Below are 17788 nucleotides of genomic sequence, written 5' to 3'. Positions count from 1 at the left end.
TTGACCTTACGTTAAAGCGACGCGCAGCATAGAACCTCACGCTCACTTGAGGTCAAACGTGGCCAACGACATGGACGTCGGCGAGGTGGCCCAAGCGTAGCGGTGTGCCCATCTGGGCACTACACTTTTACGAAGGGCGCGGCCTGATTCAAAGCCGCCGCAACGCCGGCAACCAGCATCGTTACCGGTGTAACGTGCTGCACCGCCTGGCGGTGATCCGCGCCGCACAGAGCGTGGGCCTGGATCTTGCCCGCATGGATGACATGCTGGCGGGCCTGCCGAATGGACGCATTCCCGCCCGTGATGACTGGCAGAAGCTGTCACAACAATGGCGCCAGTTGCTGGACTGGACGCATGACGGAGCTTCGCCGCCTGCGCGATACATTTGACCAGCGCTTTGGGTGTGTCTGCCTTTCACTCAAGCGCTGCACCCAGCGCTACCGAGGCGATCACCTGGCGATGCATGGCCCCGGCGCCCTCCGTGGCACACAGACGCCTAGCCGTCCACGCCCCCAGATCGCCAAGCGTGCGCTGCAGCACGCCAGTAGCGGCGCGGGCTGCTAAGCTCGAACCATCCGCGGAAGAGTCGTGCGCCGCGGCCACTATTTACCGGAGGGGAGACCATTCACATGCACAAGATGCTTTACGCGGCCGTGATAACGTTATCTATGTGCCTGCTGGCGCCGGCACACGCCTTGGACAATCACCTGGCACGCACGCCGCCGATGGGCTGGAACAGCTGGAACAGCTTCCATTGCGACGTCAGCGCCAAACTGGTCGAGGCCACCGCCGACGCCATGGTCAGCTCGGGCATGAAGGCCGCCGGCTACCAGTACGTCAATATCGACGACTGCTGGCTGCTGAAAAAGCGCAGCGCCGACGGCAAGCTGGTACCCGACCCCAGGAAATTCCCGCATGGCATCAAAGCGGTAGCCGACTACGTGCACCGCAAGGGTCTGAAGCTGGGCATCTACGAGTCGGCCGGCACCACCACCTGCGCCGGCTACCCCGGCAGCATCGGGCACGAGGCTTCGGACGCCAAGCAGTTCGCCAGCTGGGGCGTGGATTACCTCAAATACGACAACTGCGGTGACTACCAGGGCGAAACCTACCGCCAGCGCTATACCGCCATGCGCGATGCACTGGCCGCGTCCGGCCGTGCCATCGTCTACAGCCTGTGCGAATGGGGCAACAAGGCGCCGTGGACCTGGGCCCAGTCGATCGGCAACCTGTGGCGCACTACTCAGGACATCACGCCGCGCTGGGAAACCGACCAACCGGCCAACAGCTACCCACAGGGCATCATGGACATCCTGGATCAGCAGGCCGGCTTGTCGAAGACCTCGCATCCGGGCGCCTGGAACGACCCGGACATGCTGGAGGTGGGCAACGGTTACCTGACCGACAATGAAAACCGTGCCCACTTCAGCCTGTGGGCGCTGCTCAATGCGCCATTGATTGCCGGCAACGATATCCGCCACATGTCCGACAAGGTGCGCGCCGTGCTCACCAACAAGGACGTGATAGCGGTCGACCAGGACTGGGGCGGCCGCCAGGGCTACAAGGTACGCGATGACGGCAGCACCGAGGTCTGGGCCAAGCCGATGTCCGATGGTTCGGTAGCGGTGATTCTGCTCAATCGTGGCAAGGGGCCGATCAACATCGCCACCACCGCACATGAGATCGGCCTGAAAGGTTCGGCTCACTACACCGTGCGCAACCTGTGGACGCACCACACCGCCACCAGCACCGGCCCGATCAAGGCCAGCGTGCCGACCCATGCGGTGGCCATGTTCCGCGTCTGGCCTGGCCAGCACGCCAGCCGCTAATGCCTTGACGCCAGGGCCGCAAAGCCAACGGCTTTACCGCCCTGGCGTCGAAGATCGTCGCCCCTTTCCCCGGAGCACCTGATGGATCGTCGTCAATTCACCAAGCTGTTTGCCGCCGCGGGCCTTGCCGGCGGCGCCCTGCCCGCCAGCGCCTGGTCGCGTGTACTGAAAGCGCCTTCCGGCGCCCGCACCGGGCCTTGGCAGGCCGCCTCGCCGATGCTGGCCGACAGCCGTCTGCACGCGGCGCAGCAGGCCTTTCTGGACCTGCGCTTTGGCATGTATATCCACCTCAACATGGCGACCTTCGAGGAGCGCGAATGGGGCGACCCGAAGACCTCGCCCAAGCGCTTCAACCCCAAACACCTGGACGCGCGTCAGTGGGCCCGCGCCGCGCGCTCGGCGCATATGGGCTACGGCTGCCTGACCACCAAGCATCACGATGGCTTCTGCCTTTGGCCGACCAAAAGCGGTAGCGCCAATGTGATGGATTCGTCCTACCCGCACGACATCGTTCGCCAGTACGTGGAGGCGTTTCGCGCCGAGGGCCTGGAACCCTGTTTGTACTTCTCCATTCTGGATCTTCGCGCCGACATCCGCCCGCATGTGATCACGCCGGCCAAGGTGGCCCGCATCAAGACGCAGATCACCGAGCTACTGACCCACTATGGTCCAATCACGGCGCTGGTGATTGATGGCTGGAACGCCTCGTGGTCGCGCATCGGCTACGACGAACTGCCTTTCCACGAAATTCGCGATCTGGTCAAACGCCTGCAGCCGGACTGCCTGATCTCCGACTACAACGACGGCAGCTACCCCGGCACCGCGCTTTACTACACCGACGTCAAACAGTACGAGCAGCACGCCGGGCAGAAGATTCCGCCGCACAGCGAGATTCCCTCGCAATCGGCCACCACGCTGCAGAAAGACTGGTTCTGGAAGAAAAGCTATCCCACCTCGACGCTGCGCGATGCACACCAGATCGTCCACGACTGGCTGAAGCCGTTCAATCGCCAGCACTGCAACCTGATCTTGAATGCCGCGCCCAATCGCGACGGGTTGATGGACGACAACGTGCTGGCGCGGCTGGCCGAGATTGGCCGGCTGTGGCAACCCTCCGGCACCGTGCCCCGGGTGGCGCCGGCGTTTGAAATCACCACGCCGAACCTGGCCAAGAACCAGCCCTCGCACGCCAGCAGCCTGGCCGATGCCTCGGGGCCGGATCTGGCCTTTGACGATGACCTTCGCAGCTACTGGCAGGCCGATGCCGGCCACGCGCCGCACTGGCTGGAAGTGGCGTTCCCTAAGCCCACGCCGATCAACACGCTCAGCGTGGTCGAAGCCCGCGGTCTGGGCGATTACGGCCACGCCAGCCGCATTCGCCACTACCGCATCGAGGCCATGATCGCGGGCCGGTGGCGGCCGCTGTTCGCCGGCGGCACACCACAGCATTTTGAATTCCTGCGCACCGGCAACGCCCAGGTCGTAGAGCGGCTTCGTCTGCACATGGAAACTGACGGCCAGCCGCCGGGCATTGCCGAGTTTGGCGCGTACAACGAGCCGGCGCTTCGATAAACCGTCCTCGCCTGATATTCCCGACAAAAGAAAAGGTTCATCGCGCCTTACCGGGAAACGCGGCCTTGATCTTGAGGAAGAAGTAGTCCGTGTCGCGGTAACCGTAAGCCATCCGCTTGATGACCTTGATGCGATGGTTAATGCCTTCCAGGACGCTGGTATTGAGGCGATAGATGGCGCTGGCAACGATGCCCTCGACATAGCCGCTCAGGCGTTTGGCAAAGGCAACCACCGGCTTGAGGCCGCTCTGCAACGCCAGTTGCTGCCACTCATACCAGCGCAGCTGTGCCTGCTGTTCGTTGGGCGCATACCAGAGCTCCTTGAGCTGGGTCTTGAGCAAGTAGACGGTCATCAGCGGAGCATTGACGGCCAGCAGATCGTCGAGCTTGAGCGCCTGTTCGCCGGTGAGGTTCCCGCGATGGCGCAGCAGCAACCAACGACTGCGCTTGATGACGCGGCGCGCGGCTGGATCGGCCTTGAGCGCATGGGCCTGATCGACCCGCACCCGGTCGACGACCTCTCGGCCAAACTTGGCCAGGACATGGAACAGATCGTAGACCACACGTGCATGGGGGCAATGGGCCTTGACCTCCAGGTCGAAGGCCGTATTCATGTCCATCGCCACCGCTTCAATATGTGCGCAGACCGCCGGGCCAAGCATCTCGAAGAACGGCCGAATCTCCTTGCGCGAACGGCCTTCGCCCACCCACAGCACCTGCCGGGTATCGGCGCAGATCGCCACCGTGGCGTAGCGATGGCCCTTGAACAGTGCGAACTCGTCCATGACCAGGCGGCGAACCCGCGACAGGTCCGGCGGCGGCACCTCCCGCGCCAGCCGTCGGGCGTCGATGGCACGCAGGGTATGCCAGTGCAGCCCGGTGAGCTGGCTGATGTGCAGGAGGGGCAGCAGCCGCAGCAAGACCTCGACGTGGGCGATCAGTCGGGCCGTCAATCGGCTGCGTGCAGGCAGCCAAGGCACATGCTCGGTGGACACGCCGCAGGCCAGGCATACCACCCGCCGCAAGGGCACCTCCAACCACACCTGCTGGTCGAACAGATCCCGCTCGCGCACCCGGCGTACCGAGCGATCGTGCACCAACCCGCAAGGCGCCAGGCATCGTCCGCAGCGCGGATCGGTCCGCTCATCGGGCTCCAGACGAACGAGCAAATGTGTGGCCGACAACGATCGGGTCTCGATCAAACGAAACCCTGCCCAAAACCCGGCAACATCGATAGCATCATGCATGAGGGCGGCGGCTTGGACCGCTTTTGTGTGAGAGCTTTAGCTTAGCCAGTGCTTGCCGCCCTCACCCCCGCTTTTTGCCTGTCAATGCACTCTTTCCCGCTAATCCGCGATGAACCAAAGAAAAGCCCGCACCGGCGATCCGGGGCGGGCTTTTTTACGGCAGCATCAACGCGTTAATCGGCGATGGGCCGGATAGCGCGGGATCGCTTACAGCTGCTCGACGTTGAAGCTCACATTCGGGCTGACATCGGCGCTGTAATCGACATCCTTACGATCAAAACCGAACAGGTTGATGAAGTCGTGCTTGTAGCCGGCGTAGTCGGTCTTCTCCCACAGATTTTCCGTGGTCACCGTCGGCCACATCGCCTTGCACTCGGTCTGCACGTCCTCGCGCAGCTCCCAGTCGTCCAGACGCAGACGGCCTTCCTCGTCGGTGGCCGGCGCCTGGTCATCCTCGCGATACAGGCGATCACGGAACAGACGGTCGATCTGCTCGATGCAGCCTTCGTGGATGTTCTTGTCCTTCATGATGCGGAACACCATGGACACGTACAGCGGAATCACCGGAATGGCCGCGCTGGCCTGGGTGACCACCGATTTCATCACGCCGACATAGGCGCGCAAACCCGGATGGCGCTCACCCAGCGACCGGGCGGTGGCATCCAGGTGCTGCTTGGCCTGCCCCAGCGTGCCGTGCCAGTAGATCGGCCAGGTAATCTCAGTGCCGACATAACTGTAGGCCACGGTGGTGGCTTGCTCGGCCAGCACGCCGGCGCTGGCCAGCGCGTCGATCCACAGCGCCCAGTCCTCGCCACCCATCACGGTGACGGTATCGGCAATCTCCTGCTCGGTCGCCGGCTCCACGCTGGCCTGCACCACCTGGTCGCGGTTGGTGTCGACCGACGAGGCGGTGAACGGCTCGCCAATGGTCTTCAGCGACGAACGCACCACTTCGCCGGTGTCAGGCAGCTTGCGCACCGGCGAGGCCAGCGAATAGACCACCAGGTCCACCTTGCCGCCCATCTCGGTCTTGATCAGCTCGATGACGCGATCACGCGTGGCGTTGGAGAACGCATCGGCGTTGATCGAACGGCTGTAGACACCGGCCTGGCTGGCGAACTTGTCGAACGCCGCCGAGTTGTACCAGCCAGCAGTGCCAGTCTTGTTATCGGTAGAGGGTTTTTCGAAGAACACGCCCAGCGTGTCGGCCTTGAAGCCGAAGGCCGACACAATGCGCGAGGCCAGTCCGTAACCGGTGGAGGCACCGATCACCAGCACCCGCTTGGGGCCATCCTCACGTACGCCGTGAGCCTGCGTGACCTCGATCTGGTCATGCACGTTCTTCTCGCAGCCGACCGGGTGCGCCGTAGTGCAGATGAAGCCACGAACCTTGGGTTGGATGATCACGGGTAACCTCAAACACGTCACAGGACTGCCCATTGTAAACGCACTGGCGGCCATACGCGCCGGTAGGGAGCGGCCGTGTTATCGCGGTGGCTTCGCCGCGCCATCAGGCAGGCGCCACAGACGCTCGCCCGAGGCATATTCGTGCACCACCAGGCGCGCACTCGGCAGGCGTGTGGCCAGATCCTTTCGCGTGCTGATCAGCCAGCGGCTGCACAGGGTCAAAGCGTCGCGATCGCGCTTGCGGGTCTTGGGTTCGGTGAACAAATCCACCGGATGCAGACGCATCGGCAAGATGAACACCTGCAGGTTGTAATGCTCCCAGTATTCGCTGGCGTGACGATCCTCGTTGACGCAGGCCAGACCCGGCACATGCTGTTTCAGGTAACGCGGGATGCGCTGCTGCTGGCTGAACTGATCGCTGAGCGGCCGCAGATAGGTCAGCGTCGCCATTACCGAGCAAGCCAGGAACGCCGCCGCCACGCCCAGCGGCCAGGAGCGAGTACGCTGCCACCACGCCAACAACAGCATCAGGCCGACACTGCCGGCACCAATCAGCCACAGCCCCAGACGGTGTCCACCAAAGGCGTTGACGCCGAACGCATTCCATAGCGCCCAGCCCAACACATCCACTTGCACCACCCAACCGTGGATAACGGCGCCATGGACCGCCATCAGTGTGCCTGCCAAAAGGGCCGTCAACAGGGCCGTGACAAGCCAGCGTCCGCCAGAGCCGGCGCATAGCAGGCCCGGCAGCATCAGCACCGGCAAGGCCACTTCCGCGTAACGCCCATAAAACCATTGATCGACACGAGCGCCATCACGCATGAAAAAGGCGGTCATCGCCACCAGCAATACCGTGCTTGCCATGGCGAACACGGCCAACGCACGCCGCGCCGGCGCAGGCGACGCCCTCCCCTGCCAACCGGACCCCACCAGCGCCAAAGCACCCACGCCCGCCAAACCTGCGCTGGCGGTTAACAGGTAGAAAACCTGCCCGGCTGCGTTGCTTGCAAATCCGCCGATGCCTTTGACACTCAATAACTGAGCAAGCGATGTCCAAAGTGCGGCCAAGCCTGGGTAATGGCCGCTAAGGTCGTCATCGAAATAGCCCATGTGCGACTTGAAGTAGGCATCAAGCCACGTGTGCGAGACCACAAATACCGCCGCCCCCAGCAGCAGAGCCGCCCCACTCCAGCGCCCCTGCCGCCGCGGCTGCTCACCGAACAGGCAGGCCGCACTCCCCACCACCAAGAGCACCCCGCCACGTGGATGCACCAGCCACATGAAGCCGCCCAGCCATCCGAGCGCCAATGCATATCGGGCGCGCGGATGCGCTGCCTGCCGGCAGACCAGCACGGCTTGCCAGATGATCAGCACGATCAGCGCGTTCTCGCTCAGGGCGAACCCCGAGTACGCCACCCACGGTGGATACATGCCCACAACCACCACCGCCACCCAGCGGCGCATCGGTCGGGATTCGGGCATCCATTCACCGGCCAATACCCACAACCCGCTGGCGCCGAGCCCCGCCAACAGCGCGTTGAACACCTGCACCATTTCAAAGGCATGCCCCGGGTTGAGATGACCCAGAAACCACGGCGCGATCAACAGCGCATATCCGGGGTAATACGAGGAATAGGCGTCGGTAAAGTGCCCGGCCAGTGCCGCGGCCTTGGTCAGGTAGCCGGCTTCGTCACCGAAAACAAACGGCACATGCACGCTCAGCCGAGCGCTCAGCAGGTGCCACAACACCACAGTGAACGCCGCCGACCACGGCCCGGCGCGCCCAATACGCCGTACTTCGGTTACGGATATACCTTTCTGCACGCAGCGAGCCTCATGTCACGTTTACATACCAGCTGTGATGTAAACCGCGTGAATCAATGCTGACCACCCACTGCGCCGAGGCTAAGCCGGGATTGATGACAGGCGTACCATCGCTTTACGGAATGCCCATGCCTGCGTAAACCCCAGTCACAAGGGCTATTGGCGCCGGCTGTGAGTCCGGGAGTAAGCTGTACATGCTGTTGTCAGGGATATGACACATGAAGCGAGAGATTCGTACAGGCCTGGTTCTTGTGCTGGGCGGCGTGCTGCTTCCTACGGCTTTCGCGCGTGCCAGCCCTCGCAAGCTCGACCTCACTATGGTGCTCGACGGCCAGATCACAGTCAGTCCCACAGGGAAGGTAGAGGACTACCAGATTCGTGAGGCAGATAAAGTCCCCAAACCGATCCTTGAGCTGATTCGCAAAACGGTGAATCAGTGGCGGTTTGAACCGGCGCGATCGCACGGCCAGCCGGTGCCGGTAAAAACGCCGATGCATCTGCGTGTTGTGGCTACACCTACCGACAAGCAGCACGTGCAACTGCGTGTCAGCGGCCAGTGGTTCGGTAGCCCCGGCGCCGATGGCATACACGTCAAATCGCACCAACCTGACCCCGACTATCCGCTCACGGCGATCAAGGCTGGCGTTGGCGGCACGGTTTACCTGGTCGCCATGGTGAGTAATGACGGAAAGGTCGCAAAAGTCGCCGCGCAACAGGTGAATCTGGATACGCTTCGACGCCCCGCCCAGATGAAGCACTGGCGTAAGGTACTGGCGCAATCGGCCATTCTTGCACTGAAACAATGGCAGTTCGAGGTGCCAGCCAACGGTGGACCAGAACACAGGAAACACTGGTTCGTCCGCGCACCCATTGGCTATCAGGTGCTACCACTCGGCGCTGCGGCGACTCGCCCCTATGCCTCATGGTCGGGGTACGTGCGTGGCCCGGTGCAGCCCATCCCCTGGCTCACACCCACCATGCGCGTCGCCGATATCGATGCCATTCCCTGGCAAGGGACGTTCCTGGCCAAGCAGAGCATGCAGCTGTCAAGCAAACCGCATAGATGACCATCTTCAACCAAGCCCAGCGCGCATTGCTGGCGCACACCTAAGGTAGGCACTTCCATTCCTGGGACAAGGAGAAAGCCCGTGAAAAGCCAAGTGATACGTTCGGCCCTTCTGGCGCTACTCGCAACGGCGACTGCTCACGCCCATGCAGGCAAGCCAGTGGCACATGCCAGCATGGTGCTGGATGGCCAACTGGTGATGTCGCCGCAAGGCACCGTGAAAAGCTACACACTCGACCACGCCGCTCAGGTGCCCATGGCCGTTCGCAAGCTAATTGCCAAAAACGTGCAAACGTGGCGTTTCTCCCCGGTGGTGCACCAAGGACACGCAGTGACCGCCAAGGTTGAGATGCATCTTCGCGTCGTCGCCACTCCCAACAAAGATAGGCAGTTCCAGCTGCGCCTGGCCGATCAGTGGTTCGGCGATGGCACGGTCGCCAACTCTGGCCTGCGCGCGGTTCGCCATCCCGAGCCGATGTACCCTCAAGCGGCCGTCCATGCACACCTGCAGGGGTCGGTCATGGTGGTGGCCCAGGTACAGGCCGACGGCCACGTCTCGCGTATTGCCGCCGAGCAAGTCAACCTTCAGGCACATGGTCCCGCACGCATGATGAAGCAGTGGCGTCAGCTACTCGCCTCCGCGGCCACCAGCACGCTGGCGCACTGGACGTTCCAGGTGCCGAACCACGCTGATGAAGCGAACAACGCACATTGGTTGGTGCGCATCCCGGTGAACTTTACGTTGCCTGACAGCATTAGCCGGCCGAACCCGCCGACTTACGGGCAGTGGCTAAGTTACGCGCCGGGCCCTCGAGTGACGCCGCAGTGGCTGACAGCAAGCACTCGTGTCGATACGAAAAGCGCTACCGTCCCGACCCTATCCATAGCCTCACTGGGACCGGTGCAAGCTCAAACACAGCGCGGCGTGGCGCTGGTTTACTCAGGGTGGATAAGGCCTGGAAATGCCAACACCCAATAATGCAGTGGTTTACAACCGCCTTCGCACCTGGTGCGTAGCAAGAGCCGGGCGTGGTGAACCTGCCACGCCACACGGTGCGGTTACGCCTTGACCCAGGGCACCAGGCGCCTCGGGCCACAACAATTTTGCAGCACCCCTCCAGGGCCGACCCTCGTCCATCCAAGTGCGTATTTTCCGCCCCACAAAGGTTGGAGCGGATCGTCCGCGCCGAAAGCCCACGGAACAGAACTTGTCCATGAAAGCTCGATTACTTGTTGCCAGCGTCTTCACGGTCATACTTGGCGCAGGATCGGCGCTTGGCCACGTCACCAAGCATCCGGCCAATGCCAGCATGGTATTGAGCGGCCACATTGTGGTGACTGCGCAGGGCGCGGTAAGCAGCTACGCCATCGACCACCCTGAAAAGGTGCCCAAGGTGGTGCGTACGTTGATTGCCAACAATGTACCGCAGTGGCGTTTTGCCCCGGTCGTGCGCCAGGGCCACGCGGTGGCGGCCAAGGCCGAAATGCACCTGCGCGTGGTCGCCATTCCCACCGATGACAGCCACTTCAAGCTGAGTCTGGCCGGGCAATGGTTCGGCAACGGAGCGGAAAGCGCAGGGGTGCGCGCGCTCAAACGACCCAATCCGATCTATCCGCGAGCCGCCGTGCAAGCGCGCCTGGAAGGTCGGGTCATGGTCGTGGCCCGGGTGCAGGCCGATGGCCACGTCTCACGCATCGCCGCCGAGCAGGTCGACCTGCGCGCACGCGGCCCCGAAGGCATCATGCGCAAGTGGCGCAAAGTGCTGGCCTCGACCGCCACGCGCACGCTGTCGCACTGGACCTTTCAGCTGCCGATACAGGGCGACAACGCCCACAAGGATCACTGGGTGGTACGCATCCCGGTGGCCTTTATCCTGCGCAACGATGGCCATCTCGATCTGCCAACCTATGGCCACTGGATGAGCTACGTTCCAGGCCCCAGAGCCGAACCAAACTGGCTGACCGCTCGCGAGCGCATGGATGCCGAAGACGCCGCCGCCCTGCCCCGCGACGGCGTATTCCTGGCCCAGCAAAGCCTGCACCTGCTCAACCCACCCGGCAGCTAAATCTGCATCGGATGCACGTGTAGCGCCGTGGGACAAGGCATCACCAGCGCACGGCTCAAAGCGCCAGATGCAAGAACTGGTTGAAATCGCTGGCCTGATAATCGGCGAACGGCGCGCCACTTACAAAGCCGCGACGACGGTACAGCGCCAACGCGGGCTCGAACGCTTGGCCGCGCCCGGTTTCCAGACTCAAACAGGACATGCCCGTGGCACGAGCCTGCGCGATGATGTGTTCGAGCATGGCCGCCGCCGCACCCTGGCGCAAAAAGTCCGGATGCGTGCGCATGGATTTGATCTCGCCCTGACCAGGTGACAGCCGCTTCAGCGCACCGATACAGGCCACGCGCTCGCCATGCCAGCCGCTCCATACCTGCACCGACGGCGAGCTGAGCGCGGAAAGGTCCAGCGCAAACACCGTGCCCGGCGGCGATTGCGCATGCATATCCTTCAGGTGAAGTGCCAGCAGCGCACGCATTAGCGGGTGGCTCAGATCATCGGCACGGATATCGAGCATAAGGAGTTTCCGGCAAGGAAGAAGGCGGCCCGCAGGCCGCCTTCTTTATGGCGTAGCCGATCGTCGATGCAACACCGTCACTCAGCCTCAGGCCGACACGGGCCGATTGGCCAGACGCGTGACCCAGCGATACAGCAAGAACGTGACCAGCGCGAAGGCCAGACCACCCAGCCAGATCGAGGTCGAGGCAAAACCCTTGCCGACCAGTGCCAGTGGCGTCTCATGGTGTGAGAACACCACAATGGCAGCGATAATCACGCCGATGATGCTCTCGCCGACGATCAAACCCGAGGCCATCAGCACGCCCAGCTGGCGTGTCGCCTCCGGCTTGGGCTGGCGCGCGGCACGGCGATCGAAATACCAGCCGACGATGGCCCCGACCACGATCATCAGGGTGATTTCGCTGGGCAGATAAATACCCAGGCCCACCGCCAGTGGCGGCAGGCGTACCGTTTTGCCGAACAGGCCCAGAATCTCGTCGATCACGATGATGACCGCGCCGATGCCAGCGCCCAGCCAGATCAGGCTCCAGTCGATATTGTGCTGCAGTACGCCTTGCGCCAGCGCGGCAATCAGGCCGGCCTGCGGCGCCGCCAGCGCGTGCTCGGTGGCATTGGCCGCACCGACAAAGCCGTAAGCCTTGCTCAGAAGATTCAGCACTACCGGGATGATGAAGGCGCCGGCAATCACGCCGATGATCAGCGCGACCTGTTGTTTCCAGGGCGTGGCATCGACCAGCTGGCCGGTTTTCAGATCCTGCAGGTTGTCGTTGGCAATGGTGGCCCCGGCGAACACCACCGACGAGGTAAACAGCGCGAAGGCCACCAGCGCCTTGCCAGCCTCCGGCGGCAGGCTGCTCTGTGCGCCGATCGCCAGCAGCACCGAAGCGATCACGATCACCAGAATGCCTATGCCCGACAGCGGACTGTTGGACGAGCCGACCAGGCCGGCCATGTAACCGCACACCGAGGCCACAAAAAAGCTCATCAGGGCGACAAACGCGACACCGCCGATGACCAGCACCCACATATCCTGACCCAGCCCCGCCGCGGCGCTGAAATCGCCCAGCAGCCAGGCAATCGGCAGCATGCAGACCAGCGTCACCAGCGCCACGATGCCAATGGGAATGTCGTGCTCGGTACGCGGCAAATCGGCGCCCTGACCGGCCTTGCGCATGCGCGAGGAGCGCATTGCACCGGCCAGCCCCGACGCGACCGGCTTGACCAACTTGACCAGCGTCCAGATCGCCGCTGAGGCAATGGTACCGGCGCCCAGAAAGCGCACCTTCTCGCCAAAGGCCGAGCCGGCGATATCCGCGGCTGAACCTGCCGCGTGCGCCAGCGCCGTGTAATGCGGCACCGCCCAGCCCCAGGCGATCAGCGTGCCCAGCAGCATGGAAATACCCACCCACAGGCCGACCAGATGGCCCACGGCCAGCAATGCGAACGAGAGGCTGAAATCAAACCCGGTGGCCGAGCCGCGATCGCCGACACGAAAATAAGCCGACACATCCTTGGCGAAAATCTGCGTGGCCTCGACGATGGCAAAGCCCGCCGATACCAGCGAACCGACCACCACCGCCATAAAGCCCGAACGCCCCACGGCGGCGGCTTCGGCATCGTTGGCGCCTTCGCGATGGCTGGCACCGACCTTCAGCACCTCGGCGCAGGCCACGCCTTCCGGGTAAGGCAGATCGGAATTGGTCACCAACGCGCGACGCAGCGGAATGGAATACATCACGCCCAGAATGCCGCCCAGCGCACAGATCAGCATGGTTTCCCAGTACGGGAAGCCGGCCCACCAGCCGACGATCACCAGGCCCGGCAACACGAAGATGATCGCCGACAGGCAGCCAGCGGCCGAGGCGATGGTCTGCACGATGTTGTTTTCCTGCATGGTGGCATCGGAAAACTTGCGCAGCACCGCCATCGAAATCACCGCGGCGGGAATCGATGTGGCAAAGGTCAGGCCCGCTTCCAGGCCGAAATACACGTTGGCCGCGGTGAACACCAGCGTGATCAACACGCCGATGACCACACCACGGATGGTCAGCTCGCTACGCGGCGCAAGGCCGCCCGAAACCTGGGTATTCACGTTGGTTGTGACTCCGTCTGGCGAAAGGTCCCCCATCCGGTCCGCGGACGGCGACGGCAGGCGCGCCCCGTCTAAAGGGACACGCATAATGCGCACGATAGCGCGCCGCAAGCCAGCAGCCCAAGCCCGGTGTTGCGGCGACCGCTGGCGCAGCTTCAGAGCCGGTGTGTCAGGCTCGCCCACGTTCAACACTTGCAACGAGGCGAGGTTTTCATGACACCGATGGTTCTGGTTCCCGGCCTGCTGTGTACGGCCGACGTCTTTGCGCCACAGTTGCCGGCGCTGTGGCAACACGGCCCGGTGACCATCGCCTCTACCCTCAAGGGGCGCAGCATGGCGCAGATGGCCGCCTCGATCCTGGCCTCGGCACCGCCGCAGTTTGCCTTGGGTGGTATTTCCATGGGCGGCTATCTGGCGTTTGAGATACTGCGCCAGGCGCCGGATCGGGTCACCGCGCTGGCGCTGATCAGCACCTCGCCGCTGCCCGATACTCCCGAGCAAAGCCAGCAGCGGCGCGATTTGCTGGCGCTGGCCCGGCGCAGCGATTTTGCCGCCGTGCTGCGACGCACGCTGCGTGGCCTGCTGCACCCGGATCACCGCGATGACTCCGAACTCCTGGAAACCCAGGTGCGCATGGGCCTGGCAGTTGGCATCGAGGCCATGGAGCGACAGCAGCAGGCCATCATGGAGCGCCATGACAGCCGTCCCCTGCTGGCCGATATCCATGTGCCGGCCGCCGTCATCGTCGGTGATGGCGACCCGCTGACGCCGCCGGAGGTGGCTCGCGATATGACCCAAGCCATTCCCCGTGCCGAACTGAGCATCATCGAGACCTGTGGCCATGCCTCCACGCGTGAGCAGCCCGAGGCCGTCAATCAGGCGCTGGAGCGCTGGTTGCAGCGGGTCTCGTCGGCCTAAGAACGCCTGCTGATGGCACCGCGTCGAGCGGCAAGAAAATTTTTTGCATCGGGGCCTAAAGTTCTTTTCAGAACGGCCGATGTTTACAGCGTCCCATCCCGTAATCGCTCAAAAGGATGCCACTCCGATGCAACTGAGCAGCGTAAACATCAGCGCTGCAACGGCCTCTGCCAAGCCGGCTTCGACCACCGCTGGCAGCGCTGCGCCCGAGGCCAGCGCCTTGCGAGGCACTGCACCCAGCACCACCGACACCCAGCCAACGGTGCCGGCGTCTACTGCTGCGCCGTCGAAAAATGCATCGGTCACATCCTTCGCCTCCCAAGGCACGGCCACCTCAGCCGCCCAGAGCAACCTGCCGGCGGCCAATGGCCCGCAGGCAGACGCTTCCGCCGACGCGGCGGCGGCGAACCCATCGCAGGAGCAGACGCGTGCCGCCGAGCGCGAGGCGGCGCAAGCCAGAGATGCCCAGCAGCAAAGTCAGCGCAGTGCCGGACCGGACACCAATGCGCTGCGCAAAATGCAGAAAGGCATGTCGCAGCTGGAAGAGCAGCTCAAGCAGGCACAACGCGAGCTCAACGCCGCGCAGGATCGGCCCAGCACCAGCCAGACGCAGCTTCAGCTGCTGCAGGCGCAGGTCACACAGACCAGCAGTGCGCTGCAAAGCGCCTCGGTGGAGCTGGCGCAGTACCTGCTTCAGAGTGGCGAAGCAGTCGCCGGCCGCCTGGTCAACACCTCGGTCTGATAGCAGCCCGCCCCAAGCGGGGTGAGTCGGAAGCGACGCAGACAGCGCCATCACCAGCGCGCCAGAGGTGGCGCCAGCCAGCATCCAGCGCGCCACGCATCTGTATAGAACGATGTTCAAGCCAAAAGTCGAGGCGGACATTCAATGACGCGAAAGTCAGTACGCTCTCGTCCTTGAGCCCGGCGATCGCCTGCAGTATCTAGCTTAGGCCAATATGTCGGCGAATGCGCGATCAGCCTGAATCACCTCCGGCAACGCAAAGAACAGGGTGTCCAGATTGACGCCTTGCATCAGCGGGCCATCGATGGCCTTGCGCGCCTCGGTCCCCAGACCATCGTGACGAGCCATGGCATCGGCCACATGCACGGCCTGGGCCACAATCAGCGGCATTTTCTCGCCCCTGGGTGCCTGCGCCGGACGCGCCTGATAGTGGATGGCGGTGCGAATGACCGGCGGCAGCTGCCAACGTCGCGCCAGTTCGGCACCCACCTCGGGATAACCAAAGCCCAGCTGCAACGTCTCATCGGCCGCATGCGCCGTGGACGAGGCGGTGCTGCGCAACTGGCCGGCAAACGCCGGCGCCGCAGTCTGAATCAGCAGTTCGCCAATGGCGTGCATCATGCCGCAGGTAAAGGCCGTATCCGGGTCAGCATCCTGCTGGCGGGCCAGCAAACGGGCGATGCTGGCCACCTCGAAGCTGTGGCGCCAGAACTGCTTCAGATCGATGCTGCCACCGGAGGGAAACGCACTGGTCATGGCCGAGGCCAGCACCAGCGTGCGCAGGGCATTGAAGCCCACGCGCATCGCCGCGTCCTCAATGGTGGTCGAATCGCGCGCGCCATGAAACCTTGCCGAATTGGCCAGGCGCAGTACCTTGGCGGCAATCACCGGATCGCGTTCGATATTGCGTGCCAGTGCATCGATGTTGGTGTCGGAACTATCGAACTGCAGGATCAGATCCTGCGCCACCTTGGGGATGGTCGGCAGCTCGTGCAGCTTGTCGAACAGAGCCTCCAGCTTCATGCTCACCTCGCACGTATTCGTTGAATATTTGATTTGGCCGGCAAGGATCCCGACACCGGCCCGTATCTGGACATTAAAGCCAGGCGCCGGACCGGGCAAGCGACGCTGTCGACGCCCTTGATGCAGACCATGGGTAAGCGCGAAACCCGGCGCCGCGGACACGCACGCCTCGTCAGTCAGGACTTCCCGGCTGCGCGCCGCACCGCCTGGATGAAGTCATGCCGCGCGGCGATGGCTTTTTCACCCACGGCGCTGGGCCAGTTGGCCAACTGCACGATCACCAGCTGACGTGACGGGTCGATGTAGATCAGCTGCCCAAAAATGCCGATCGCGGCGTAGCCACCGTCGTCGTAGGTCCACCACTGATAGCCATAGCCTCGGCCCGGTTCGCCCACGCCTTCGTGTTTGCTGAAGGCGCCATCCAGCCAGGCCTTGGCCACCACGCGCTTGCCATCGATCTTGGCACCGCCGAGGATGAATTGACCCATGCGCGCGTAGTCCGACAACGTGGCCGAAAGCCCGCTGCCGCCGGTGTTGCGGCCGCTGCACTCGTCGGTCAGCCAGTGCGCCTGTGTAGCCATGCCGTAGGGCTTCCAGATGGCATCAGTGAGCAGCGTGGCCAGCGATTGATGCGTGGCGCGCTGCACCAGTACGCCCAGCAGGTCGGTTTCGGCGGTGTTGTAGTTCCAGTGCGTGCCGGCCGGATAGGCGCGCGGCAGTTTTTCCAGATACGGCAGTACGTGCGCCTCGTGCCCCTGACAGGCACTGCGGTACATCTGCGACACGTCGGATTTGGGGTCGCTGTAATCCTCGTTCCAGCGCACGCCCGAGGTCATGGTCAATAGCTGGCGCACGCTGACCTTGCCATAGGCCGAGCCTTTCAGTTCGGGAATATAGCGCTGGAGCGGATCGGACAGGCTGTGGATGTCACCGCGCTGCATGGCCACGCCCAGCAAGGTGGAGGTGAACGATTTGGCCACCGAGAACGAGGTCCAGTGCGAGGCCGGGCCGAAGCCCTTGGCGTAACGCACCAGCCGCACACGGCCCCGCTGCAGCACCATCACGCCCTGCACATCGAAGCGTTTCATGTAGCTGTCCAGGGTGGTGCCGTCGCGCCACTGCGGCGTCAGCGGCTTGCCTTTCGGCAAGCGGTGCACGTGCTCGCCCGTCGCCACCGGCAGGCTCGGGAACAACGTGTACATGTGCGAGAAACGCGCATGCCGTTGCGCCTGTGTCCAGAACAGCAAGCCCTCGCGCTTCTGGCCCACGGTTTGCTGGGTGCTGGCCGAGGCGGCCGTCGTTACCGGCGCCGCCATGGCGTGACCGACGCCAAGCGTCAGTGCCAAGGCAGCCAGAGTCCAAGAGCAACGTGCGTGCATGGTCATTTCCCGAAAAATCCGCTGCGCATGGTAGCTCCCTCGCCCGCCAGATGCCGAAAAAAGAGGGCGCCCTGAGGCGCCCTAGTCCATGCAGACACCCGGGGA

General features: G+C 63.5%; 15 protein-coding genes. 8 read left to right on the top strand and 7 right to left on the bottom strand.

Going from position 1 to position 17788, the window contains the following annotated elements:
- The first annotated feature begins 104 nt into the window (after positions 1-104).
- The 3 genes from HBF24_RS17270 to HBF24_RS02500 all read left to right on the top strand — a co-directional run bounded on the left by HBF24_RS17270 (position 105) and on the right by HBF24_RS02500 (position 3401).
- A complete protein-coding gene (locus tag HBF24_RS17270) occupies positions 105-389 on the top strand; it encodes a MerR family DNA-binding protein (RefSeq protein ID WP_343162693.1) in 285 nt (94 codons plus the stop codon).
- Between the two features lie 240 nt (positions 390-629).
- The gene (locus HBF24_RS02505) at positions 630-1829 is read left to right on the top strand and encodes a glycoside hydrolase family 27 protein (protein ID WP_167168390.1); all 1200 of its coding nucleotides are present in this window, start codon (positions 630-632) and stop codon (positions 1827-1829) included.
- An 81-nt stretch (positions 1830-1910) separates the two neighbouring features.
- Positions 1911-3401, top strand: coding sequence for an alpha-L-fucosidase (locus HBF24_RS02500; RefSeq protein WP_167168388.1), 1491 nt, complete (start codon positions 1911-1913; stop codon positions 3399-3401).
- Between the two features lie 37 nt (positions 3402-3438).
- Here HBF24_RS02500 and HBF24_RS02495 read toward each other — a convergent pair whose 3' ends face one another.
- The 3 genes from HBF24_RS02495 to HBF24_RS02485 all read right to left on the bottom strand — a co-directional run bounded on the left by HBF24_RS02495 (position 3439) and on the right by HBF24_RS02485 (position 7881).
- A complete protein-coding gene (locus HBF24_RS02495; RefSeq protein WP_167168385.1) occupies positions 3439-4647 on the bottom strand; it encodes an ISL3 family transposase in 1209 nt (402 codons plus the stop codon).
- 207 nt (positions 4648-4854) lie between these two features.
- Positions 4855-6054 (bottom strand): enoyl-ACP reductase FabV, encoded by a 1200-nt coding sequence (fabV, locus tag HBF24_RS02490; RefSeq protein WP_167168382.1) that lies wholly within the window; start codon positions 6052-6054, stop codon positions 4855-4857.
- A 78-nt stretch (positions 6055-6132) separates the two neighbouring features.
- Positions 6133-7881, bottom strand: coding sequence for a hypothetical protein (locus HBF24_RS02485; protein WP_167168379.1), 1749 nt, complete (start codon positions 7879-7881; stop codon positions 6133-6135).
- Positions 7882-8099: 218 nt separating this feature from the next.
- Here HBF24_RS02485 and HBF24_RS02480 point away from each other — a divergent pair, with 218 nt between their 5' ends.
- The 3 genes from HBF24_RS02480 (at position 8100) to HBF24_RS02470 (ending at position 11013) form a co-directional block, all read left to right on the top strand.
- Positions 8100-8948 carry a hypothetical protein gene (locus tag HBF24_RS02480; protein ID WP_167168376.1) on the top strand — a complete coding sequence of 283 codons (849 nt, stop codon included), beginning with the start codon at positions 8100-8102 and terminating at the stop codon, positions 8946-8948.
- A gap of 81 nt (positions 8949-9029) precedes the next feature.
- On the top strand, positions 9030-9926 hold the full coding sequence (locus HBF24_RS02475; RefSeq protein ID WP_167168371.1) for a hypothetical protein: 897 nt from the start codon (positions 9030-9032) through the stop codon (positions 9924-9926).
- A 235-nt stretch (positions 9927-10161) separates the two neighbouring features.
- On the top strand, positions 10162-11013 hold the full coding sequence (locus HBF24_RS02470) for an energy transducer TonB (RefSeq protein WP_167168368.1): 852 nt from the start codon (positions 10162-10164) through the stop codon (positions 11011-11013).
- Between the two features lie 55 nt (positions 11014-11068).
- On the opposite strand, the gene HBF24_RS02465 is transcribed toward HBF24_RS02470, so the two are convergent.
- Both HBF24_RS02465 and HBF24_RS02460 read right to left on the bottom strand, forming a co-directional pair.
- Positions 11069-11527 carry a GNAT family N-acetyltransferase gene (locus HBF24_RS02465; protein WP_167168365.1) on the bottom strand — a complete coding sequence of 153 codons (459 nt, stop codon included), beginning with the start codon at positions 11525-11527 and terminating at the stop codon, positions 11069-11071.
- Positions 11528-11614: 87 nt separating this feature from the next.
- Positions 11615-13621 carry an oligopeptide transporter, OPT family gene (locus HBF24_RS02460; RefSeq protein WP_343162692.1) on the bottom strand — a complete coding sequence of 669 codons (2007 nt, stop codon included), beginning with the start codon at positions 13619-13621 and terminating at the stop codon, positions 11615-11617.
- Between the two features lie 213 nt (positions 13622-13834).
- Here HBF24_RS02460 and HBF24_RS02455 point away from each other — a divergent pair, with 213 nt between their 5' ends.
- Both HBF24_RS02455 and HBF24_RS02450 read left to right on the top strand, forming a co-directional pair.
- Positions 13835-14539 (top strand): alpha/beta hydrolase, encoded by a 705-nt coding sequence (locus tag HBF24_RS02455; protein WP_167168362.1) that lies wholly within the window; start codon positions 13835-13837, stop codon positions 14537-14539.
- 127 nt (positions 14540-14666) lie between these two features.
- Positions 14667-15281, top strand: a complete 615-nt coding sequence (locus HBF24_RS02450) for a hypothetical protein (RefSeq protein ID WP_167168359.1) — start codon at positions 14667-14669, stop codon at positions 15279-15281.
- Between the two features lie 204 nt (positions 15282-15485).
- On the opposite strand, the gene HBF24_RS02445 is transcribed toward HBF24_RS02450, so the two are convergent.
- The gene (locus HBF24_RS02445; protein WP_167168356.1) at positions 15486-16304 is read right to left on the bottom strand and encodes an HDOD domain-containing protein; all 819 of its coding nucleotides are present in this window, start codon (positions 16302-16304) and stop codon (positions 15486-15488) included.
- Between the two features lie 176 nt (positions 16305-16480).
- Positions 16481-17683, bottom strand: a complete 1203-nt coding sequence (locus HBF24_RS02440; protein ID WP_343162691.1) for a serine hydrolase domain-containing protein — start codon at positions 17681-17683, stop codon at positions 16481-16483.
- Positions 17684-17788 lie beyond the last annotated feature (105 nt).

It is taken from the genome of Oleiagrimonas sp. C23AA, from assembly GCF_011759385.1.
Classification (GTDB): domain Bacteria; phylum Pseudomonadota; class Gammaproteobacteria; order Xanthomonadales; family Rhodanobacteraceae; genus Oleiagrimonas.
The sequence above is the reverse complement of the archived record's forward strand: the minus strand, read 5'-3'. Positions and strand labels throughout refer to the sequence as shown.

What these genes read in the sequence shown, in the direction of transcription:
- HBF24_RS02505 (WP_167168390.1), top strand. Translation starts at nt 630, where the DNA reads ATGCACAAGATGCTTTACGCGGCCGTGATAACGTTATCTATGTGCCTG.
- HBF24_RS02450 (WP_167168359.1), top strand. Translation starts at nt 14,667, where the DNA reads ATGCAACTGAGCAGCGTAAACATCAGCGCTGCAACGGCCTCTGCCAAG.
- HBF24_RS02480 (WP_167168376.1), top strand. Translation starts at nt 8,100, where the DNA reads ATGAAGCGAGAGATTCGTACAGGCCTGGTTCTTGTGCTGGGCGGCGTG.
- HBF24_RS02500 (WP_167168388.1), top strand. Translation starts at nt 1,911, where the DNA reads ATGGATCGTCGTCAATTCACCAAGCTGTTTGCCGCCGCGGGCCTTGCC.
- HBF24_RS02455 (WP_167168362.1), top strand. Translation starts at nt 13,835, where the DNA reads ATGACACCGATGGTTCTGGTTCCCGGCCTGCTGTGTACGGCCGACGTC.
- HBF24_RS02470 (WP_167168368.1), top strand. Translation starts at nt 10,162, where the DNA reads ATGAAAGCTCGATTACTTGTTGCCAGCGTCTTCACGGTCATACTTGGC.
- HBF24_RS02445 (WP_167168356.1), bottom strand. Translation starts at nt 16,304, where the DNA reads ATGAAGCTGGAGGCTCTGTTCGACAAGCTGCACGAGCTGCCGACCATC.
- HBF24_RS02495 (WP_167168385.1), bottom strand. Translation starts at nt 4,647, where the DNA reads ATGCATGATGCTATCGATGTTGCCGGGTTTTGGGCAGGGTTTCGTTTG.
- HBF24_RS02440 (WP_343162691.1), bottom strand. Translation starts at nt 17,683, where the DNA reads ATGCACGCACGTTGCTCTTGGACTCTGGCTGCCTTGGCACTGACGCTT.
- HBF24_RS02465 (WP_167168365.1), bottom strand. Translation starts at nt 11,527, where the DNA reads ATGCTCGATATCCGTGCCGATGATCTGAGCCACCCGCTAATGCGTGCG.